Annotated in this window: 18 protein-coding genes; 13 read left to right on the forward strand and 5 right to left on the reverse strand. The window is 66.3% G+C overall.

The genetic code is table 11. The features are described 5' to 3' along the window. Positions 1-10: 10 nt before the first annotated feature. Genes ACSBOX_RS10730 through ACSBOX_RS10740 form a run of 3 tightly spaced genes read right to left on the reverse strand, consistent with a single transcriptional unit; the run spans position 11 to position 2,059 of the window. Positions 11-349 (reverse strand): YciI family protein, encoded by a 339-nt coding sequence (locus tag ACSBOX_RS10730; protein ID WP_442542419.1) that lies wholly within the window; start codon positions 347-349, stop codon positions 11-13. Continuing rightward, positions 346-1,689, reverse strand: a complete 1,344-nt coding sequence (locus ACSBOX_RS10735) for an RNA polymerase sigma factor (protein ID WP_442542420.1) — start codon at positions 1,687-1,689, stop codon at positions 346-348. The genes ACSBOX_RS10730 and ACSBOX_RS10735 overlap by 4 nt, the downstream gene beginning before the upstream one ends. Before the next feature lie 43 nt (positions 1,690-1,732). After that, positions 1,733-2,059, reverse strand: a complete 327-nt coding sequence (locus tag ACSBOX_RS10740; protein WP_306870842.1) for a YciI family protein — start codon at positions 2,057-2,059, stop codon at positions 1,733-1,735. Positions 2,060-2,275: 216 nt separating this feature from the next. Here ACSBOX_RS10740 and ACSBOX_RS10745 point away from each other — a divergent pair, with 216 nt between their 5' ends. From ACSBOX_RS10745 to ACSBOX_RS10800, 12 genes are read left to right on the forward strand one after another with little or no spacing between them, the layout of a single operon-like run. Beyond that, complete coding sequence (locus tag ACSBOX_RS10745) at positions 2,276-3,154, forward strand: FAD binding domain-containing protein (protein ID WP_442542421.1); 879 nt, start codon at positions 2,276-2,278, stop codon at positions 3,152-3,154. A 5-nt stretch (positions 3,155-3,159) separates the two neighbouring features. Continuing rightward, a complete protein-coding gene (locus tag ACSBOX_RS10750) occupies positions 3,160-3,684 on the forward strand; it encodes a (2Fe-2S)-binding protein (RefSeq protein WP_442542422.1) in 525 nt (174 codons plus the stop codon). Next, positions 3,681-6,074, forward strand: a complete 2,394-nt coding sequence (locus ACSBOX_RS10755) for an aerobic carbon-monoxide dehydrogenase large subunit (RefSeq protein ID WP_442542423.1) — start codon at positions 3,681-3,683, stop codon at positions 6,072-6,074. The genes ACSBOX_RS10750 and ACSBOX_RS10755 overlap by 4 nt, the downstream gene beginning before the upstream one ends. A 1-nt stretch (position 6,075) precedes the next feature. Then, on the forward strand, positions 6,076-7,026 hold the full coding sequence (locus ACSBOX_RS10760) for an XdhC family protein (protein ID WP_442542424.1): 951 nt from the start codon (positions 6,076-6,078) through the stop codon (positions 7,024-7,026). Next, positions 7,010-7,954: an AAA family ATPase gene (locus ACSBOX_RS10765; protein ID WP_442542425.1), complete on the forward strand. Its 945-nt coding sequence runs from the start codon at positions 7,010-7,012 to the stop codon at positions 7,952-7,954. The genes ACSBOX_RS10760 and ACSBOX_RS10765 overlap by 17 nt, the downstream gene beginning before the upstream one ends. Then, positions 7,947-9,242, forward strand: a complete 1,296-nt coding sequence (locus tag ACSBOX_RS10770; protein ID WP_442542426.1) for a vWA domain-containing protein — start codon at positions 7,947-7,949, stop codon at positions 9,240-9,242. The genes ACSBOX_RS10765 and ACSBOX_RS10770 overlap by 8 nt, the downstream gene beginning before the upstream one ends. Next, positions 9,235-10,173 carry an ABC transporter ATP-binding protein gene (locus ACSBOX_RS10775; protein WP_442542427.1) on the forward strand — a complete coding sequence of 313 codons (939 nt, stop codon included), beginning with the start codon at positions 9,235-9,237 and terminating at the stop codon, positions 10,171-10,173. The genes ACSBOX_RS10770 and ACSBOX_RS10775 overlap by 8 nt, the downstream gene beginning before the upstream one ends. Further along, positions 10,170-11,279, forward strand: coding sequence for an ABC transporter permease (locus tag ACSBOX_RS10780; RefSeq protein ID WP_442542428.1), 1,110 nt, complete (start codon positions 10,170-10,172; stop codon positions 11,277-11,279). The genes ACSBOX_RS10775 and ACSBOX_RS10780 overlap by 4 nt, the downstream gene beginning before the upstream one ends. Beyond that, positions 11,279-11,647, forward strand: a complete 369-nt coding sequence (locus tag ACSBOX_RS10785; protein WP_442542429.1) for a hypothetical protein — start codon at positions 11,279-11,281, stop codon at positions 11,645-11,647. The genes ACSBOX_RS10780 and ACSBOX_RS10785 overlap by 1 nt, the downstream gene beginning before the upstream one ends. Further along, on the forward strand, positions 11,575-12,378 hold the full coding sequence (locus ACSBOX_RS10790; protein WP_442542430.1) for an ABC transporter permease: 804 nt from the start codon (positions 11,575-11,577) through the stop codon (positions 12,376-12,378). Before ACSBOX_RS10785 ends, ACSBOX_RS10790 begins: the two co-directional genes overlap by 73 nt. Positions 12,379-12,394: 16 nt before the next feature. Then, positions 12,395-14,110, forward strand: a complete 1,716-nt coding sequence (locus ACSBOX_RS10795) for an FAD-dependent oxidoreductase (RefSeq protein WP_442542431.1) — start codon at positions 12,395-12,397, stop codon at positions 14,108-14,110. Then, positions 14,107-15,342 carry a cytochrome P450 gene (locus tag ACSBOX_RS10800; RefSeq protein WP_442542432.1) on the forward strand — a complete coding sequence of 412 codons (1,236 nt, stop codon included), beginning with the start codon at positions 14,107-14,109 and terminating at the stop codon, positions 15,340-15,342. The genes ACSBOX_RS10795 and ACSBOX_RS10800 overlap by 4 nt, the downstream gene beginning before the upstream one ends. Positions 15,343-15,355: 13 nt before the next feature. On the opposite strand, the gene ACSBOX_RS10805 is transcribed toward ACSBOX_RS10800, so the two are convergent. Beyond that, the gene (locus tag ACSBOX_RS10805; protein ID WP_442542433.1) at positions 15,356-16,255 is read right to left on the reverse strand and encodes a diacylglycerol/lipid kinase family protein; all 900 of its coding nucleotides are present in this window, start codon (positions 16,253-16,255) and stop codon (positions 15,356-15,358) included. A 363-nt stretch (positions 16,256-16,618) separates the two neighbouring features. Here ACSBOX_RS10805 and ACSBOX_RS10810 point away from each other — a divergent pair, with 363 nt between their 5' ends. Further along, on the forward strand, positions 16,619-17,500 hold the full coding sequence (locus ACSBOX_RS10810; RefSeq protein WP_442542434.1) for a transglycosylase domain-containing protein: 882 nt from the start codon (positions 16,619-16,621) through the stop codon (positions 17,498-17,500). 57 nt (positions 17,501-17,557) lie between these two features. Here the strand turns inward: ACSBOX_RS10810 and ACSBOX_RS10815 are convergent, their stop codons facing one another. After that, entirely contained in the window at positions 17,558-18,202 is a 645-nt protein-coding gene (locus ACSBOX_RS10815) for a hypothetical protein (protein WP_442542435.1), read from the reverse strand. Positions 18,203-18,261 lie beyond the last annotated feature (59 nt).

Here is an 18,261-nt window from a genome sequence, read left to right on the forward strand (position 1 = left end):
TCCGGATCCCTCACGGATCCATGGGGCGTACCTCGATCGGCCACAGCCTGGCCTCCCCGAACTTGCCCGCAATTTCCGCGGCCCGGGCCATGTCCACGCAGTCGACCACGTAGTAGCCGGCCACGATTTCCTTCGTTTCAATGAACGGGCCGTCGGTCACCGTAGGCCCGCCGCCGGTGTTCCTCACGAACTTCGCTTCCTCACCCAATTCATGAGCCTCCACGAACTCTCCGGAGGCCCTGAGTTCCTTTTGCAAGGAGGTGTGCGCCTCCATGATCGCGTCGATTTCGGACGCGGGAAGCGCGTTCCAGGTGTCGAAGTTGTTTTGAATCAGCAAGAGGTGCTTCATTTTTTCTCCTCAAGGGTGGATTTCGTGCGACTGTTCTGTTCGGCTTCGTATGGGGACAAAGACCCTGGCCCGGCCTCCGCCAGGCGCCTGCCAAGGTAGCGGCGTTCCGCCTCGGATGGGGCGAGTTCGCGGGCCCGCTGGTATTCCTCCCGCGCCTCCGACCTTCGGCCGAGCCGCCTCAGGAGGTCCGCTTTCGCGGCAGGCAGAAGGTAGTACCCCTCGAGCGACCGCGATCGGTCCAACTGCTCGATGAGGTCAAGCCCTGCCTCGGGACCTTGGGACATCGCGACGGCGACAGCGCGGTTGAGTTCGACAACCGGCGACGGCGCAATCTGCGCCAGGGAGTCGTACAGCGAGGCCACCCGGGCGAAGTCCGTACTCGCTGGGGTGCGGGCAGTCATGTGGCACGCCGCAATCGCGGCCTGGACACGGTAGCTCCCCGGCCGGGCCCGGCGTGAAATGCCAAGCCGTTCGGCCGCGGCAAGGAGCGCTACGGCCTCGGCAATCTCAGCGTGGTCCCACAAGGCGCGGTCCTGCTCCTCCAGCGTCACCAAGTCCCCCGCGTCGTCAGTTCGTGTGTTCCGCCTGGCGTGGTGGAACAGCATGAGGGCCAGGAGACCCATAGCCTCCGGTTCTTGCGGGGAACCGGCGAGCAGCGAAACGAGCAAGCGGTTGAGGCGTATCGCTTCCAGGGCAAGGGACTCGCGGATCAACGATTCGCCGCCCGTGGCGGAGTAGCCTTCGTTGAACATGAGATAGAGCACCGCCAGGACTCCGGACGTGCGTTCAGCCCTCAGCTCCGGCGGCGGTACCCGATACGGGATCCCTGCGTCACGTATCTTTGCCCGTGCGCGGACGAGCCTCTTTGACATGGTTGCCTCCGAGACGAGGAACGCGCGCGCAATCTCACCCGTCGTCATCCCAGCGACGGTGCGCAGCGTCAACGCAACCCTCGCGTCGAGCGGGAGGGCGGGGTGGCAACACGTGAAGATCAGGCGCAGCCGGTCATCTTCCGCGCCCGGATCATCGCCACCCCGTTCTTCCAGGCCTTCGAGTTGGGCGATGATCGCTAGTTCACCGACCGCCCTCTTTTCGCTGGCGGCACTCCGCATACGATCGATCGCCCTGTTCCTGGCCACAGTGGTCAGCCAGGCCCCGGGATTCCTCGGAATGCCGTGCTCGGGCCAATCGACGAGGGCCTTTGCGAACGCGTCCTGGACACAATCCTCTGCAAGGCTCCAGTCGCCCGTCACGCGGATGAGGGTTGCGGTGATGCGCGCGGTCTCCTCGGAGGAGGCAGCCTCGACGGCGGTCCGGGCGTCCGTCAGTCCCGGAACCATTTCTCCCCTCCCACGTTCAAGACGCCCGCCACCGGGTGTACCGCTACAGCCCGAGCGGCCACACTGGCCTGATCTCGATCTTGCCGAATCGTGCCATCGGATGCTTGGACGCCACCTCGATGGCCTCATCGAGATCGGCGCACGCGATGATGTCGTACCCGGCGATCCATTCCTTCGTCTCCGCAAACGGGCCGTCCGAGACAACCACCTCGCCCGCCCGCACCGTGACGGTGGTCGCGTCCTCGACAGGACGCAGGCGGTCGCCGTGACGGCTCACGCCCCGGGCTTCCATCTCGGCCACCCATTCCTCGATATTGTCCTCGGCGGCAACATATTCCGGCGCTGCTGGATCGCTGCAAATGAAAAGCATGTACTCCACGATGACTCCCTTTTTATCGGTTGATACACCATCACGACGGGCGGGACCTCGCGAAAAGGACACTGCCACGGAAATTCTTTTCTTCAAGCCAAAATGGCCGTGATCTTGCCCCCTTGACCATGTTGACACCCACAATGACGCGGGCAAGACTGATCATAGGTCCGCGTCCTACGGTGTGCAGGACGTCTGGCCCCTAAGGGGTGGACAATGCAGATTCCGGCTCCATTTGAGTATGAGCGCGCCAGCGACGTCGCAAACGCGCTGTCCCTCCTCGAACGCCACGGTCCCGAGTCGCGCATCATCGCAGGCGGACACAGCTTGCTGCCGATGATGAAACTGCGCCTGGCGCGGCCCGAGTGGCTCATCGACATCAACGACCTCGCGGAACTGGAATTCATCCGCAGGGAAGGCGAGCAGTTGCGTGTGGGCGCGTTGACCCGCCACACGGCGCTCCTCGAGTCCGCCGACGTCGCCGAACTCTTTCCGATCATTCGCGACGCCGAGCAGGTGATCGCGGACCCTGTGGTCCGCAACCGCGGCACGATCGGCGGCTCGCTCTGCCAAGCGGATCCGGCCGAAGACCTCTCTACCGTTTGCGATGTCCTGCGCGCCGAGGCCGTGATCCACGGGCCCGACGGCGAACGGATCGTCGCGATGCCGGATTTCCACCGGGGCCCTTACGAAACCGCCGTGGCGCAAAACGAACTGTTGTACGAAGTCCGCTTTACGATCCGCCCGCGCTCGGGCAGCGCCTATGAAAAAGTGGAGCGCCGCGTGGGTGACTGGGCAATCGTCGCGGCCGGGGCCGCCGTCGGGCTTTCCGCAGACGGCACGGTGGAAGAGGCCGCCATCGGGCTGACGGCGGTCGGGCTGGACGGCACTCTTCCCGAGGCCGAAGCGGTGCTCCGCGGACAGCAGCCGCACGAAGAGCTGTTCGTCGAGGCCGCCCGGATCGCAGCCGCCGCGTGCAAACCGGTGGACGACCAGCGTGGACCGGTCGACTACAAACGGCACCTGGCCGACGAACTTACCCGCAGGGTCCTGCGCCGTGCTTATGCGCGCGCCGCAGCTGCACAGGAAGGCTGAAAGCAATGCAGATCAGCATGACGGTCAACGGGGACAAGGTGACCCGGGAGATCGAACCCCGCGTGTTGCTGGTCCACTTCATCCGCGAAAACCTTGGATTGACCGGCACGCACTGGGGGTGCGACACGAGCAACTGCGGAACCTGCGTGGTCCTCATGGATGGACAACCGGTGAAATCGTGCACCGTGCTGGCGGCCATGGCCGACGGACACGATATCCGGACCGTCGAGGGACTGGCCGTCAACGGCACGCTCGATCCGGTGCAGCAAGGGTTCATGGAGGAACACGGCCTGCAATGCGGGTTCTGCACTCCGGGCATGATGCTCACCGCCAGGGCCCTGCTGGACCGCAAGCCGCATCCCGACGACGGCGAGATCCGCCAGGCCATCTCCGGCCAGATTTGCCGGTGCACCGGTTACGCGACGATCGTCCGCTCGGTGCAATGGGCGGCCGCCCACCCGTCCGGCGCGGACGCTGGGACCGACGACGGCGGTGCCGGCGGCACCATCGAAGAAGAGGTGACGGCATGACCACCATCCAGGAGCATGCACCCAACCCGGCGGCCGGAGACCCGGGCCGCCCGATCGGGTTCGGCCGCCTCCAGCGCAAGGAGGACCCGCGGTTCGTCCGCGGCAAGGGCAACTACCTCGACGACATCGTGCTGCCCGGCATGCTGCACGGAGCCATCTTGCGCGCACCCGTTGCGCATGCCCGGCTGGTGTCCATAGACACGGCCGAAGCGTTAGCGCATCCAGGGGTCCGCGCCGTTATCACCGGCAAGGACCTGCAGGCCCTCAACCTCGCGTGGGCGCCCACCCTGTCGGCGGATGTCCAGGCGGTCCTGGTCACGGACAAGGTCCGCTTCCAAGGCCAGGAGGTCGCCTTCGTCGTCGCGGAGGACCGCTACGCTGCCCGGGACGCCCTCGAGCTGATCGACGTCGAATACGACATGTTGCCGCCGGTGATTGATGCCCGCCGTGCCCTTGAGCCGGGGGCGCCGGTCATCCGGGACGATATCGAGGGCCGGACGGACAACCGGATCTTCGACTGGGAGATCGGCGACGCCGCTGAAACCGAGGCGGTGTTCGCCGCGGCCGACGTCGTCGTTGCCCAGGAGGTTGTGTATCCGCGCGTGCACCCTGCACCCATGGAAACCTGCGGCGCCGTGGCGGACTTCGACCCGGTCGACGGCAGGCTGACGCTCTACGAAACAACCCAGGCCCCGCACGCCCACCGGACACTGTATGCGATCGTCGCCGGCATCCCGGAGCACAAGATCCGGGTTGTCTCCCCCGATATCGGTGGCGGCTTCGGCAACAAGGTGGGAATCTATCCCGGCTACGTCCTGGCCGTCGTTGGCTCGATCGTCACCGGCAAGCCAGTGAAATGGGTGGAGGACCGCTCGGAAAACCTGATGTCGACGTCGTTCGCCCGCGACTACATCATGCAGGGCGAGATCGCGGCCACCAAGGAGGGCAAGATCCTCGCAGTCCGGACCAGCGTGCTGGCAGACCATGGCGCCTTCAACGCGACCGCGCAGCCCACCAAGAACCCGGCCGGCTTCTTCTCCATCTTCACCGGAAGCTACGACCTGAAGGCGGCCTACTGCAAGGTCACCGGCGTCTACACCAACAAGGCACCCGGGGGCGTGGCCTACGCCTGTTCCTTCCGCGTGACCGAAGCGGTCTACCTCGTGGAGCGCATGGTGGACATCCTTGCCCGGAAACTGGAGATGGATCCGGCAGAGCTCCGACTCAAGAATTTCATCAAGCCCGAACAGTTCCCCTACGCCAACAAGACCGGCTGGGTCTACGACTCCGGCAACTACGAGCCCGCCATGCGACTGTCCATGCAAATGGCAGGGTACGAGGATCTCCGCCGCGAGCAGCGCGAAAAGCGCGAGCGCGGCGAGCTCATGGGCATCGGCGTCTCCTTCTTCACCGAGACCGTCGGCGCCGGGCCGCGCAAGCACTTCGACATCGTCGGACTCGGCATGGCCGACGGCGCCGAACTCCGCGTCCACCCCACCGGCAAGGCCGTCGTCAGGATCTCGGTACAGAGCCAGGGGCAGGGCCACGAGACCACGTTCGCCCAGATCGTGGCCGAGGAGCTCGGCATCCCGCCGGAGAGCATCGACGTCGTCCACGGCGACACCGACCAGACGCCTTTCGGCCTGGGCACCTACGGGAGCCGCTCGACGCCGGTCAGCGGCGGCGCGGTGGCGCTGGTGGCGCGGAAGGTCCGGGACAAGGCGAGGTTCATTGCCGCGGCGATGCTTGAGACGCGGCCCGAGGACCTCGAATGGGAAAAGGGCCGCTGGTTCGTCAAGGGCGATCCAAGCGCCGGCAAGACGATCGCCGAGATCGCCTTCGGCGCCCACGGCACGGTGGCCCTCCCGGAGGGCATCGACGGCAACCTGGACGCGGAGGTGACGTATGACCCTCCCAACCTGACGTTCCCGTTCGGCGCCTATATCTGCGTGGTGGACGTCGACGCCGGGACCGGCCACGTCAAGGTCCGGCGCTTCATCGCGGTGGACGACTGCGGGACCCGAATCAACCCGATGATCATCGAAGGCCAGGTCCACGGCGGGCTGACCGACGGCGTCGGGATGGCGCTCATGGAAATCATCGCGTTCGACGAGGACGGCAACTGCCTCAGCGGATCCTTCATGGACTACCTCATCCCGACGGCGATGGAAGTCCCCGACTGGGAGACGGGATTTACCGTCACGCCGTCCCCGCACCACCCCATCGGTGCGAAGGGCATCGGCGAATCGGCCACGGTCGGGTCCCCGCCGGCCATCGTCAACGCCATCGTGGATGCCTTGACGCCGTACGGCGTGACCCACATGGATATGCCGTGCACGCCGGCCCGGGTGTGGGCGGCCATGCAGGGCCGGGCCAGGCCACCGGTGTGACATGCCCTTGCACGGAGAAGCCTTGGCCGCGAAGGCGCAGAAACTCGTAGAACGCCGGGAACCGTTTGTGCGCGCCACGGTAGTGCGCGCGCAGCACCCCACCAGTGCCCATGCCGGGGACACCGCCCTGGTGCTGGCCAACGGGGACATCGACGGGTTCCTCGGCGGCACGTGCGTCGAGGCTTCCGTGCGCGAATATGGATTGCAGGCGCTGTCCAAGCACGAACCGTTGTTGCTCCGCGTCGTTCCAGGCGAACCGTCCCGCATCCGCGAGGAGGGCGCCGTCGAGGTCGCCAACCCCTGCCTCAGCGGCGGTGCGGTGGAGATCTTCCTCGAGCCGCACATGCCCGCTCCGCGCGTGGTCGTGGTCGGCGCGACCCCCGTGGCACAGGCCTTGGGTGCCTTGGGTGCCATCCTCGACCTGGACATGGAACTCAGCGACGGAACCGCAGCTGAACCGCGGGCCGACGACGCCGCCCTCATCGTCGCGTCGCAGGGGCGGGACGAGGAGCCCGCGTTGGAGGCAGCGCTCCGGCTGGGGGTGCCATATGTCGCCCTCGTCGCGAGCCGCACGCGCGGCGCCGCCGTGCTGGCGTCACTCGACGTCGACGACGAGCAGCGGGCGCGTGTGCACAGCCCGGCGGGCCTGCTGCTGGGCGGCCGGACACCTGCCGAAATCGCGTTGTCGATACTGGCCGAGCTCGTGTCCGTGCGCCACCTTGGCCGGTCCGCTGGGGCTGAGACTGCTGAGACTGCGGAGACTGCGACCGCGGGTCCGGTTCCGGCGAGCGCCGAACCTGCGAGCGCCGTGGATCCCGTCTGCGGCATGAGCGTCGCGGCTGTGGAGTCGACGTTGCACGCCGAATATGCCGGAACGACGTATTACTTCTGTTCCGCTGGATGCAGGAGGGCCTTCCTCGCCGATCCGGAACACTATGCCATCGCGTCCTGAACCCGCCGCCGCCGGAGCGGCGCGCGCGGGCGCGGAAGGCGAGGTGCGGCGGCTTGTCCCGGATGTTTCCGCACTCATGTCCGCCCTCGACGACGGCGACTACCTTGCCGACGTCGGACTGGCGACCGCTTTGTTCCTGTCCGTCCGGTTGCCGCAACCCATCCTGTTGGAGGGTGAGGCCGGCGTCGGGAAGACCGAGGCGGCGAAGGCGCTGGCCAAGGTGCTCGGCACTCCCCTGTATCGCTTGCAGTGCTACGAGGGCATTGACGTGGGCGAAGCCCTGTACGAGTGGAACCATCAACGCCAGCTCCTGGGCATCCGCCTGGCCGAGGTCCGGGACCTCCGCGTGGAGGAGGCCGATCTTTTCGGGGAACAGTATTTATTGCGTCGACCGCTGCTGAAGGCGATCGAGCATCCCGGTCCGCGTCCGGCCGTCCTGCTGCTGGACGAGATCGACCGGGCGGACGCGGAATTCGAGGCCTTCACCTTCGAGTTGCTGGCCGAGGCCGCGGTGACGATTCCGGAGCTGGGCACCATACGCGCCACGCATCCACCCGTCGTCGTGCTGACCTCCAACCGGACGAGGGACCTGCACGACGCGCTGACCCGGCGATGCCTGTACCACTGGATTGACTACCCCCGGCCCGAGCGCATCGCCGCGATCGTGCGGCGCAGGGTGCCCGGAAGCGCCGAGCCGCTCGCCCTGGACGCCGCAGCGGCCATCACGAGGCTGCGGTCCCTGGACATGGCCAAACCCCCTGGGATCGCGGAGGCCATCGACTGGGTGGCCGCCCTGACGGTGCTTGGCGTGGAACGGCTGGACCCGGCTGCGGTGAAACAGACCTGGGGTTCGGTCCTGAAGAATCGCGACGATCTGGACATGGCCTGGGCACGCGGCCCCGCGTGGGTGGCCGGCAGCCATGACTGAATATCCGCTCAGGAATGGCCTGGCGCACGTCGATGCCGCAGCTTTAGCAGTGGGCTTCAGCACGGCCCTGCGCCGTGCCGGGCTGCCGGGTTCTCCGGATCGCGCGGCCTGGCTGGCGCGGGCACTCAGGCTCGTTCCTCCTGTTGCGCGTGAGCCGCTGTACTGGACGTGCCGGGTAACCCTCGTCTCCTCGCATGAACAACTGCCGGTATTCGACGCCGTCTTCTCTGCCGCGTTTGACGGAATTCTCGATCCGGCAGACACTCGTGGCGATGCCAACAGCCCTCCGGCAGTCCGCGCGTCGGAGCACACCCGGGCCGCTCCCAGCGAACGACGACCCGCTCATGCCGACGGCCGCGTCCCGGCGTCGCGGACACCCGTCGCCACCCCCGGCGTGGAGAGCGGGAACGGCGAATCCGATGCACCCTGGGTCGAGGCAATCCTCGCCATGGCCTCCCCCGACGAGCACCTGCATGAGAAGTCGTTCGGCGAGCTCACCCCCGAGGAAACAGCCCGCGTGCGCCAGCTGGTGCGGCGCATCGTGCTGGCTACCCCGGAGCGACGAAGCCGCAGGACACGCCAGTCAACGCGCAGCGGCGCCAAGCTCGACCTCCGGCGCACTATCCGCGCGGCCCGGCGCACCGGGGGCGACGCGAGCTCCCTCGTCTATGCCCGACGTCGTCCGCGTCCGCGCCGCTTGGTGTTCCTGTGCGATGTATCCGGCTCCATGGAACCGTACACGCAGGTCTTCCTTTCCCTGCTTCAAGGCGCGGTGGCCGGCGCCCAGGCCGAAGCTTTCGTGTTTTCCACCCGGTTGACCAGGTTGACCCGGCAGCTGTCGAACCGCAACGCTGACCAGGCCCTGGCGCTGGGAGCCGCCGCCGCCCGGGATTGGGCGGGCGGCACCCGGCTGGCAGAGAGCCTCCAACGGTTCATCGATGGCCACGGACGCCGCGGGCTGGCCCGGGGCGCGGTGGTGGTGGTGCTCTCCGACGGTTGGGCCCAGGACGCGCCGGAACTGGTGGACGCCCAGATGGCGAGGCTGCGGCGCCTTGCGTTCCGGATCGTGTGGGTCAATCCGAGGAAGGCCGGGACGGACTTCCAACCGTTGGCGGGTGGCATGGCCGCCGCGCTGCCCTATTGCGACGCCTTCGTCAGCGGCCACAACTACGCCGCGTTGGCGGAAGCCGCAACCGCCATCCGCGAGCAGCGGTCACGTCCGGCGCGGGGCCGTGCAAACGGCCGTGCAGGGCAACTGAGCAGTTCAGGGAAGGAAACGCATGACTGAGACCGCCATTGAGCTCGTTGGCGTGACCAAGCGGTTCGGTTCCCTCACCGCCGTCGACGACCTCAGCCTGCAGGTTGAACGCGGGGAGATCTTCGGGCTCCTCGGGCCCAACGGTTCCGGCAAAACGACCACCATCGACATGATCAGCGGACTCAGCCGCCCAAGCTCCGGCCAGGTCACGGTTCTGGGCATCGACCTGCTCAAGGATCCGCGCGGGATCCGGCGCTCGCTCGGAACAGTGCCGCAGGAGAACGCCCTGTACGAGGAACTCACGGCGGAGGCCAACCTCCGGTTCCACGCCGATCTCTTCGACGTGCCCAGGCATGGCCTCGAGGGGAAGATCACCTCGCTGCTCGAATTGGCGCAACTGGAGGAGCGCCGGAAAAGCCGCGTTTCCACCTTCTCCGGCGGCATGAAGCGAAGGCTGGCATTGGTCCGGGCCATGCTCCACGAACCCGAGCTGCTCTACTTCGACGAACCCACCCTCGGCGTCGACGTGCAGAGCAGGCATGCCCTCTGGGACCGGATCCTCGAGCTCAAGGATCACGGCACCACCGTACTCATCACCAGCAACTACCTTGAGGAAGCCAACGCCCTGTGCGATCGCTTGGCCATCATCGACCGCGGACGGCTGGTAGCGCTCGATTCGCCGTCCAAGCTTCGGCGCAGCTTCGGTGACACGGTGCTTGAAATGCGCACACATCCCGCCCCCGGGGAAGAGATCGTTCGAAAGGTCCTTGCGCTCCCCGGCGTTGTCTCGGCAGTTGCTTCCGACGGCTCGCTGAAGGTCACGGTGGAGGGCCGCGCCGATGCCACCGGCAGGGTGGTGACCGCGGTCGTCGGAGGGACAAGCCTGAAGGAGATCCAGAGCCGGGAACCGAGCCTCGACGAGGTCTTCCTGAGCCTGACAGGCAAGGAGCTCCGGGAATGAGCCTCCGCCATGACCTGCGTGTGGTCCGGGCCGTCGCGGCGACGGACATCCGCCTGACCCTCCGGGAACCCTTGTTCGCGATCATCGGCGTCCTCATCCCGATCAACTTCCTGCTTCTCTTCCTGCTCTTCGCGATCAGCGGCGGCCAGGCATCGATCGCCGTGGTGATGAATGACCACGGACCGCTCGCGGAACGTTTCGTCCAGGCCATGGACGGCGCGCATTCGTTCATCATCCACACGGCAAGTCCGGCCGAAGCGGAAAGCGAGATCCGTTCCGGCAGCATCGTCGCCGTCGTCACCGTGCCGCAAGGGTTCGACACCGCACTCGCCGCGAGAGCTCGGATCGAGATTCCGGTGGAAGTCAACAACTTGAACGTCGACTTCACCAACGACATCCGGCGGGCCGTTCCGCTGTCCATCACGTCCTTCTACGCGGACGCCTTCCCCGAACAGGTGGTGGTGACAGCCCGCGAATCCGATGTGCAGGCCCAGGACACCGGCTACATTCCATACCTCGCCGTAAGCATCATGGTTGCCGGCTTGATGCTCGCGTCCCAACTTCAAGGCAGCGTTAATACTGCGCGGGACTACGAACTGGGGACCATCAAGGAACTCGCGCTGGCGCCGGTGAGCCGCCTGACCATCGGGGTGGGCAAGGTACTAGGTGCCGCAGTCCTCGCCTCGGCGTCCGCGCTGCTGCTACTCACCGTCGTGGTCCTCTTTATCGGAGTCCGCCCGCTCCATCCCCTTGAAGTATTGGGCTTCGGACTCCTGATTCTGGCAACCTTCCTCGCCCTCGGCGTCCTCGTCGGGACTCTGGTCCGTCGGAGACAGCAGGCAATCCCCCTGTCCTTCGCGGCTGTCCTTCCCCTGTTCTTCTTGAGCGGACCGTTCGGGCCGGCGAACTGGCTGGGTGCCATCCCGGGCGGGATCGCCGCGATATCGCCCCTCACCTATGCGATCGCGGCCTTCCAGCACGCCTTCCACGGTTACCAGACGGCTCCGCAAGGCCTGGCTGTCGACGCGATCGTGCTGGCAGCCTTCACCGTGGTGGCCATCGGGTGCGCGGCTTTCGTGTTCGGCCGGCGGGGGGCGAGGCACTAATGGCCGCCGGACGTGCCGTGCTTGCCATTGCGGCGAAAGACATCCTGACCTGGTTCCGCACGCCGTCGGCGATTCTGGCCAGTCTGCTGCCGCCTGTCGCGTTCCTGCTGATCATCTTCGTGGTGGCCGGTGCGGTGGGCCGGAACCCGGTGGCGCTGGTGGTGGAGGACAGCGGACCGCAGGCGCAGCGACTGGTCTCGATCCTTGAGAATTCGGATGCCTTCCGCGTCCGGCGTGCCGACCCCGTTGAAGCCACGCACCTGCTGGACACCTTCAGGTCGCGGCGGTCATTACGGTGCCGGCCACGTTCGACGACGACTACCGGGCACAGCGGCCCGACCCCGTCAGCGTGCAGATCAACAACCTGAACCTCGACTTCACCAACGATCTGCGCCGCTCGGTTCCCGCTGCGATCACCAACTTCTATGCCGGCCAGCCGGACACGCCGATCATGGTGGGCGTCGCCGAATCCGACCTGAGGCCGCACGACGTCGACCTGGTCCAGTTCCAGCTCGTGCCGATCCTGGTGCTCCTGCTCACGATCATGGGGATCGTGAACGGCGGATTGGCCGCCGCCCGTGAGTTCGAAGACCTGACCATCAAGGCACTGTTGCTCTCGCCGATCGCACGCGGCACCTTGATTATCGGCAAAATCCTGGCGTGCTGGGTGACAACGATGCTCGTGGCGGCGGTGGTGCTGGCCTTGTCGTTCGCCTTCGGGGTCCTCCGGCCTGCCGGCTGGTATTGGTTGCCGGCGCTGGCCGCGATCGGACTGATCGCGCTGGCGGCCTCGGGGCTCGGGACCGCTTTGGGAGGTGCGCTGCGGCGCTTCTCAGCCGTTGCCGGGGCCGGAATCAACCTGTCGATCTACCTGTTCTTCCTCAGCGGAGGCATCAGCGTTGCAGCGTTCCTGCCCGGATGGATCCAGGCCATAGCGCACTTCACCCCGACCTTCTACGGTGTTGACGCACTCGAGGCCGCGATCTTCTACCAGTCGACCGACAACCTGGGCCGCGACTTCGCGGTGCTCCTGGCGACCGCGGCCGTCGGGCTCGCTTTGGGGACGGCGTCCCTTCGACGGCGGCTCGTCGATTACTAGGAAGGAGATGCTGGGCATGAGGATCGTCGTCGATCTCACGAAATGCCAGGGTTACGCCCAGTGCGCTTTTCTCGCCCCGGATGTCTTCACCATCCAGGGAGACGAGGCGCTCACGTACGACCCGGATCCCGACGACGCGCAGGCCACGAAGATTCGGCGGGCTGCCGCTGCGTGTCCGGTCCAGGCCATCCGGCTCGAACAGCCTCCCGGTCCGGCCACCCTCGATGGACAGGCCGGTCCGGACGTGGCTTTCCAAACAAGTACGCGGCCCGGAATGTCCGACCCCGTTCTCAACAACGGAGGCGCCTTCAAGAAGACCGGACGGATCGTCATCGTCGGAGCCTCGCTGACGGGACTCCACGCCGCAGAGGCGCTGCGCGAGGAGGGCTTCAAGGGCTCCCTGACGTTGATCGGCGAGGAACCGCACGAACCCTACGACCGGCCGCCGCTGTCGAAACAGCTCCTGGCAGGGGCATTCCGGTCGGCGGATACTTCGCTGCCCCAGCGCCCGGACATCGGCGCCACCTGGCGGCTCGGCGTCGCCGCGACCAGCCTCAATCTGGCGACGAAGCAGGTCCAACTGGCCGACGGCAACCGGATCGGCTTCGACAAGTTGCTGATTGCAACCGGTTTGCGCTCCCGCCCCTGGCCCAATGCGGCGGAGGCAGCCCTTGCAGGGGTGCTGACATTGCGCACCCAGGAGGACTCCGCCACCTTGCGCCACCTCCTCGCAGGCCATCCCCGTCGGGTGTTGGTCATCGGAGCCGGATTCATAGGTAGCGAGGTCGCTTCCGTGTGCCGCGAACTAGGCCTGCGGGTCACCGTCGCCGAGGCTGGTCCGGCTCCGCTCGTCGCTGCCCTGGGAGGCACAATCGGCGCAATAGCGGGCGAACTGCAACTCGAGAATGGCGTGGATTTGCGCTGCGGTGTCCGGGTCACGTCCCTTGAAGGCGATGCCACGGGACAGCTGCGCCGTGCCGTTCTGTCGGACGGAACAACCCTTGAAGTCGACGTGGCGGTGGCCGCGCTGGGTTCCGTTCGCAATGTCGAATGGCTCGCGGATTCCGGATTGGCATGCGGAGTGTGCGGCGTCGCGTGCGACGCCGGCTGCCGCGCCTTCGACGCGAACGGCCTGGTCACCGACGACGTCTTCGTCGCCGGCGACATAGCGCGCGCACCGCAGCCGATGTACGGGTATCAATACCTCGCCGTCGAGCATTGGGGCAACGCCATATCGCAGGCCGAAGTCGCGGCGCACAACATGGTCAGCCGGGAGACCGAACGGTGGCCACACTTGGCGGTGCCGAAATTCTGGTCGGTTCAATTCGGCACCGAGATCAAAAGCGTGGGAGTGCCTTCGGCTGCCGACGAGGTCGCCATCGTCCAAGGATCGGTGGCCCAGCGGCGATTCCTGGCCGTCTATGGGTACAAGGGCCGCATCGTGGCGGCGGTCGCCTTCAACCAGAACAAATGGCTCGACTTCTACGAGCCGCTGATCGAGCAGGCAGCCCCTTTCCCGCCGGCATTCCACCACATTGACGAATCAACCCATGCCCAGCCCGTGCCGGCAGGGTTCAAAGCCGCGCCCAGCCCCACGCAGGACGCCACCGTCGTCGTCACCGGACACGATCCGAATGAACGCCGGGCGAGGCTGACCAACCCCGCCGCCGGCGAAACACCGTCACGCAGACCGGCGGAAAGCGCCGCGAAGACAAAGGAGGGGTCACCATGACCGTGGACAGCATTTGGGAGCAGATCCTCGACTACTCACATCGGGCCAATCCCTACCCGTTGTACGCTGAGCTCCGCCGGACGCCCGTCGCGCGGCTTCAGGACGGGGCGTATGTCGCCAGCGGCTACGCGGAGATCGCCTCGCTCCTGCATGACCCCCGGGTGAGTTCCGACTTCAGCCGCAACCCGGTCGCAGCCGCTGCGGGAGCCGGAGAGGACGGAGACGGCCCCGGCATGACTCCGACGTTCTTGAGCATGGACCCGCCCGACCACGACAAGTTCCGGCGAATCACCATGCGCCACTTCGGTCCACCCACGACGCCGGGCCGCGTCGCCGGGATGGAGCCAAGGATGACGGAAATCGTCACGGATCTGATCGACAAGATGGAGGGCCGGACCAGCGTTGACGTCGTGGACGAGCTGGCATACCCGCTGCCCGTCACCATCATCTGCGAGCTTCTCGGCGTAGCGCCGGGAGACGAACACCGGTTCCGGGCCTGGGTTGAGGTCGCCCTGCAATCCACCGACCCCGGTCTCGATCCGGAAACCCAACAGAAGAAGAGAGCCGAAGCCGGCAAGGAACTAAGGGCCTTCATGGAAGAACTGGTGGAAGCCCACCGCCAGGCCCCGGGGAACGACCTGCTCTCTGCGCTGGCCACCGATGACGGCCCTGAGGGCCGCATGCCTGCCGATCAGCTGGTCAGCACCGGACTTCTCCTGCTGATAGCCGGGCACGAAACCACGGTGAACCTCATTTCCAACGGCATCCTCACCCTGCTTCGCCACCCGCACGAACTTCAGAGGCTGCGCAACGACCCGGACCTGGCCATCCCGATGGTCGAGGAGCTGCTGCGCTACGAGCCGCCGGTGCATTTCATTCCGTTCCGCACAGCCCTCGACGACATCGACATCGGCGGAACGACCATCACGGCAGGCTCCTCGATCACCCTGCTCCTGGCCGCGGGAAACCGCGACCCCGCCCACGTCGCCGACCCCGACGTTTTCATACCGGAGCGGCGCGACAACCAGCATCTGGGCTTTGGCGGCGGGATCCACCTTTGCTTTGGCGCCCCCCTCGCGCGGCTCGAGGCCCAGACCGCACTCACCGCATTTGCCCGCAGGCTGGAGAACCCGCGGCTCGTCGAGGATCCGCCGAGCTACCGGCCAAGCCCGTTCCTGCGCGGGCCGTCGCACCTGCCGATCGACATCGACGGCGTCGTGGCGCGGCGCTAAGCCCCGCGCCTTCCTATCCCAGGGTGGAGAGGGTCGCCGGAGCGCACTCGATTGTGACAGGGACGTTCGCATCAACGGACTTCACCTCGCCATCGATCTGATAGGCCAGCGGCTCGATGGTGGTGAACGAATAGCTGCTCATGCTGGGCTGGTCCCCCAGGCCCTTCGTGGCGGCCCGCAGCGCCATCAAGAGGATCCGCCACTTTGGCCTGTGGGCAAAGAGGACCACTTCGAATTTGCCGTCAGCGAGCTTGTCGTCCGCGTCGCTGAGCGTGGCGTACTTCGCCATCTCCGGAATGTTGGCGAGCACGAGGCTGTCCAAGCGGCGGCGCTTACCGTCCGCCTGGCGTATTTCGAAAGGCTCGAACTTGGAGAAGGTCCGCATCACGGAGACCATTTCCTTCAAGGGCCCCTTGCCGCCCTTTTCCAGGTCAATTGCCATGACCGGGGTCAGCCCGAAACCAACATAGGAGTGCGCGTACTCCGCTGGCGAGTCCGATCCTTTGCCCGTGTGGACGCGCAACAAGTCGATGCTCCGAACACTGCCCCCGGCGATGGCTTCACCGAGTGGCTGGGTGCCGGTGCTCCGCCGGTGATCATTGGCGTTGCCCGCCCCCAGCACCGCACACACGGCTTGGGGGTTTCCGCCCTGCATCACGCCGTTGACAACCTCGTTGTAACCGCCGTCACCGCTGACGGACACCACCAACACGTCCCCGCCACCGCTCACGGCATCCCGTGCCAGCTCGACGGCATGCCCGGCGCGGGCGGTCGGCTGGAGCCTGATGTCCACCGGGTAGCTCAGCAGACCCTCGAGCTCACTCTGCAGACCTTCGGCCAGTCTGCGCGCGTCCCCGGTGCTGTTGGGATTGAAAATGATGACGATCGATTCAAACGTCCGTGCAGAAGTCATTGCCGCTCCGATATTCGTTCGTGATCACTTCGCTAAGTGTACTTACAATCTTCCGCCGCACCCTAAGTGCCCGCGGCGAGGACTCCGCTTACCCGGCTAAGCGCGCCTGGCTGAACGGAACAACCAGGAAGGCCCGGTAGACTTTCGTGCCATCCTCTACCCCTTTCAGGGGTTCCGCGCGGGACGAGAAGCGAAAGCAGACCGATGGACAATCCAACACCACCGACCTCGCCTCGGCGTCCGCAGCCAGGGCGGCGTCCTTCAGCGGGCCGCCCTGACCAGGGGCGGCCCAAAGTCACCAGCTACCCGGTGCCTGTCGCCATGGAGCCGGAGGGAGCTGTACAAGGCCGCTTGAGGCGGCCCGTGACGGAGCCTGATCAAGCCCCACCGCCGGCCCCCGCAAACGGCAAGAAGGCCAAGCGATCCAAACGGAAATGGCGCCGCATGCTCTTGCTGGCGCTGGTCACCCCGCTGGTCCTGGTCCAAATCATCGCCTTCATGTTCAGCATGGGCGTGACTCCGACGCGCACCGCGTACATGCTGGAGGCGGGTGAGCCCAACGTCTACCAGTTCGTCTCGATCAACCACATGAGCCGGCATTTGCTGGCCGCGACCATCGCCCACGAAGACGAACAGCTCGGCACACGCAGCGGGGCCTTCGACCTCGGCGACCTCCAGGCGAGGGCCCAGGCATATTTCCAAGGAAAGCCGGACCCGAGCGGTTCCACCATCCCCCAGCAGCTGGTGAAGAACATCTTCCTCTGGGACGACCAAAACGCCGTCCGCAAGGGCATTGAAGCAGTCCTGGCAACCCAGTTCAGCTACCCGTTGAGCCCTCAGCGGACCTTGGAGCTGTACCTGAACTATGCCCAGTTCGGCCCCCATCTGTATGGCGTCTGCGCCGCCAGCTGGTACTACTTCGGAACACCGCCGTGGAACATGACCGACTATCAATCCGCGCAGCTGATGGGCGTCCTTCCGCTGCCGGACCTGGTCAAACGGGACCCCAAGGGAGGCATCTACCTGGGCGCAGGTGTCGACCCAGCCGTGTGGAACCTGGTGAACGGGGCCGCGAACGTCTGGGTTCCCCGGCAACTCGTCGGCCTGGGCGGATGGCAAGGAGCCGTTGGGACAATCGGCATCACCGACACGGCGGACAGCCATGCGGACCAGCGCTCCGACAACGACGCATGCTCGACCATGCCCCAAAGCGTGAAGGACCGCATCCAGGGCGAAGCCGGCTAGGTGTGCCTACCGGCGTCGAACCGGCACCAAATCCCACCCCAACGCAAGGCTCCGGGATCAGCCGCGCGGCGCCGGCAAGTCCAGGTTCCAGTGGCGCGAGACCATCAGCAGCCAGTCGACGTCGTCGTCCTGGCCGGCGCCCGCCGGTCCCGGGGTGATGAAGAAGCGGGAGACAACGCGCTGCGAGCCCTCGGCGTCTCCGTAGAGCACGTCGACGGCGAAGCCCTCACCGGCCGCTCCCGCGGTGGCGTTGCGGAAGTCGGCCGACTCCGGGTCCCGGATCGCCACCTGGCAGAATCCGGCGTCGTTGGCTGGCACGTAGATGTCCCGGGTCAGCCGGTGGAACTCCTCCACCGGCGACAACGGAGCCCTTGAGTCCGGCGGAAGGTGCCAGCCGTGCAGGATCGCCACTCCCGCGCCTGCATTGCGCACGGACATCAGCAAGTACACAGCGTTGTCACCGATCTCGAGAGCGGCATGGCCGCCGCGCACCACCATCCACTTGCCTTCCATGAACCGCACCTTCTGGGGCGCGTCAGACCAGTTGGAGGGCAGCAGGATCGGGCGCAATCCATTCAGCAGGGCACGCTCGGCCAGCCGCGCCGATCGGTTGGCCGATCTCGTGGAGATGAACGTCGCGACGGCGAGAACAGTCGTGCCAAGCGCGGTGCCGAGGTTGGAGAGCAATACCCAGTCGACCATAGCCACATTCAACGCCTGTCCTGCGCCGCGGGCAATCGGCTTCAGGCGTGTGCGGCGCC

Source organism: Arthrobacter sp. KN11-1C, from assembly GCF_052180225.1.
In the GTDB taxonomy this organism is placed as follows: Bacteria; Actinomycetota; Actinomycetes; order Actinomycetales; family Micrococcaceae; genus Arthrobacter.

Bases quoted from the DNA above. Each gene is read 5' to 3' on its own strand.
- ACSBOX_RS10730 (WP_442542419.1), bottom strand. From the start codon at position 349: ATGAAGCACCTCTTGCTGATTCAAAACAACTTCGACACCTGGAACGCG.
- ACSBOX_RS10735 (WP_442542420.1), bottom strand. From the start codon at position 1,689: ATGGTTCCGGGACTGACGGACGCCCGGACCGCCGTCGAGGCTGCCTCC.
- ACSBOX_RS10740 (WP_306870842.1), bottom strand. From the start codon at position 2,059: ATGCTTTTCATTTGCAGCGATCCAGCAGCGCCGGAATATGTTGCCGCC.
- ACSBOX_RS10745 (WP_442542421.1), top strand. From the start codon at position 2,276: ATGCAGATTCCGGCTCCATTTGAGTATGAGCGCGCCAGCGACGTCGCA.
- ACSBOX_RS10750 (WP_442542422.1), top strand. From the start codon at position 3,160: ATGCAGATCAGCATGACGGTCAACGGGGACAAGGTGACCCGGGAGATC.
- ACSBOX_RS10755 (WP_442542423.1), top strand. From the start codon at position 3,681: ATGACCACCATCCAGGAGCATGCACCCAACCCGGCGGCCGGAGACCCG.
- ACSBOX_RS10760 (WP_442542424.1), top strand. From the start codon at position 6,076: ATGCCCTTGCACGGAGAAGCCTTGGCCGCGAAGGCGCAGAAACTCGTA.
- ACSBOX_RS10765 (WP_442542425.1), top strand. From the start codon at position 7,010: ATGCCATCGCGTCCTGAACCCGCCGCCGCCGGAGCGGCGCGCGCGGGC.
- ACSBOX_RS10770 (WP_442542426.1), top strand. From the start codon at position 7,947: ATGACTGAATATCCGCTCAGGAATGGCCTGGCGCACGTCGATGCCGCA.
- ACSBOX_RS10775 (WP_442542427.1), top strand. From the start codon at position 9,235: ATGACTGAGACCGCCATTGAGCTCGTTGGCGTGACCAAGCGGTTCGGT.
- ACSBOX_RS10780 (WP_442542428.1), top strand. From the start codon at position 10,170: ATGAGCCTCCGCCATGACCTGCGTGTGGTCCGGGCCGTCGCGGCGACG.
- ACSBOX_RS10785 (WP_442542429.1), top strand. From the start codon at position 11,279: ATGGCCGCCGGACGTGCCGTGCTTGCCATTGCGGCGAAAGACATCCTG.
- ACSBOX_RS10795 (WP_442542431.1), top strand. From the start codon at position 12,395: ATGAGGATCGTCGTCGATCTCACGAAATGCCAGGGTTACGCCCAGTGC.
- ACSBOX_RS10800 (WP_442542432.1), top strand. From the start codon at position 14,107: ATGACCGTGGACAGCATTTGGGAGCAGATCCTCGACTACTCACATCGG.
- ACSBOX_RS10805 (WP_442542433.1), bottom strand. From the start codon at position 16,255: ATGACTTCTGCACGGACGTTTGAATCGATCGTCATCATTTTCAATCCC.
- ACSBOX_RS10815 (WP_442542435.1), bottom strand. From the start codon at position 18,202: ATGGTCGACTGGGTATTGCTCTCCAACCTCGGCACCGCGCTTGGCACG.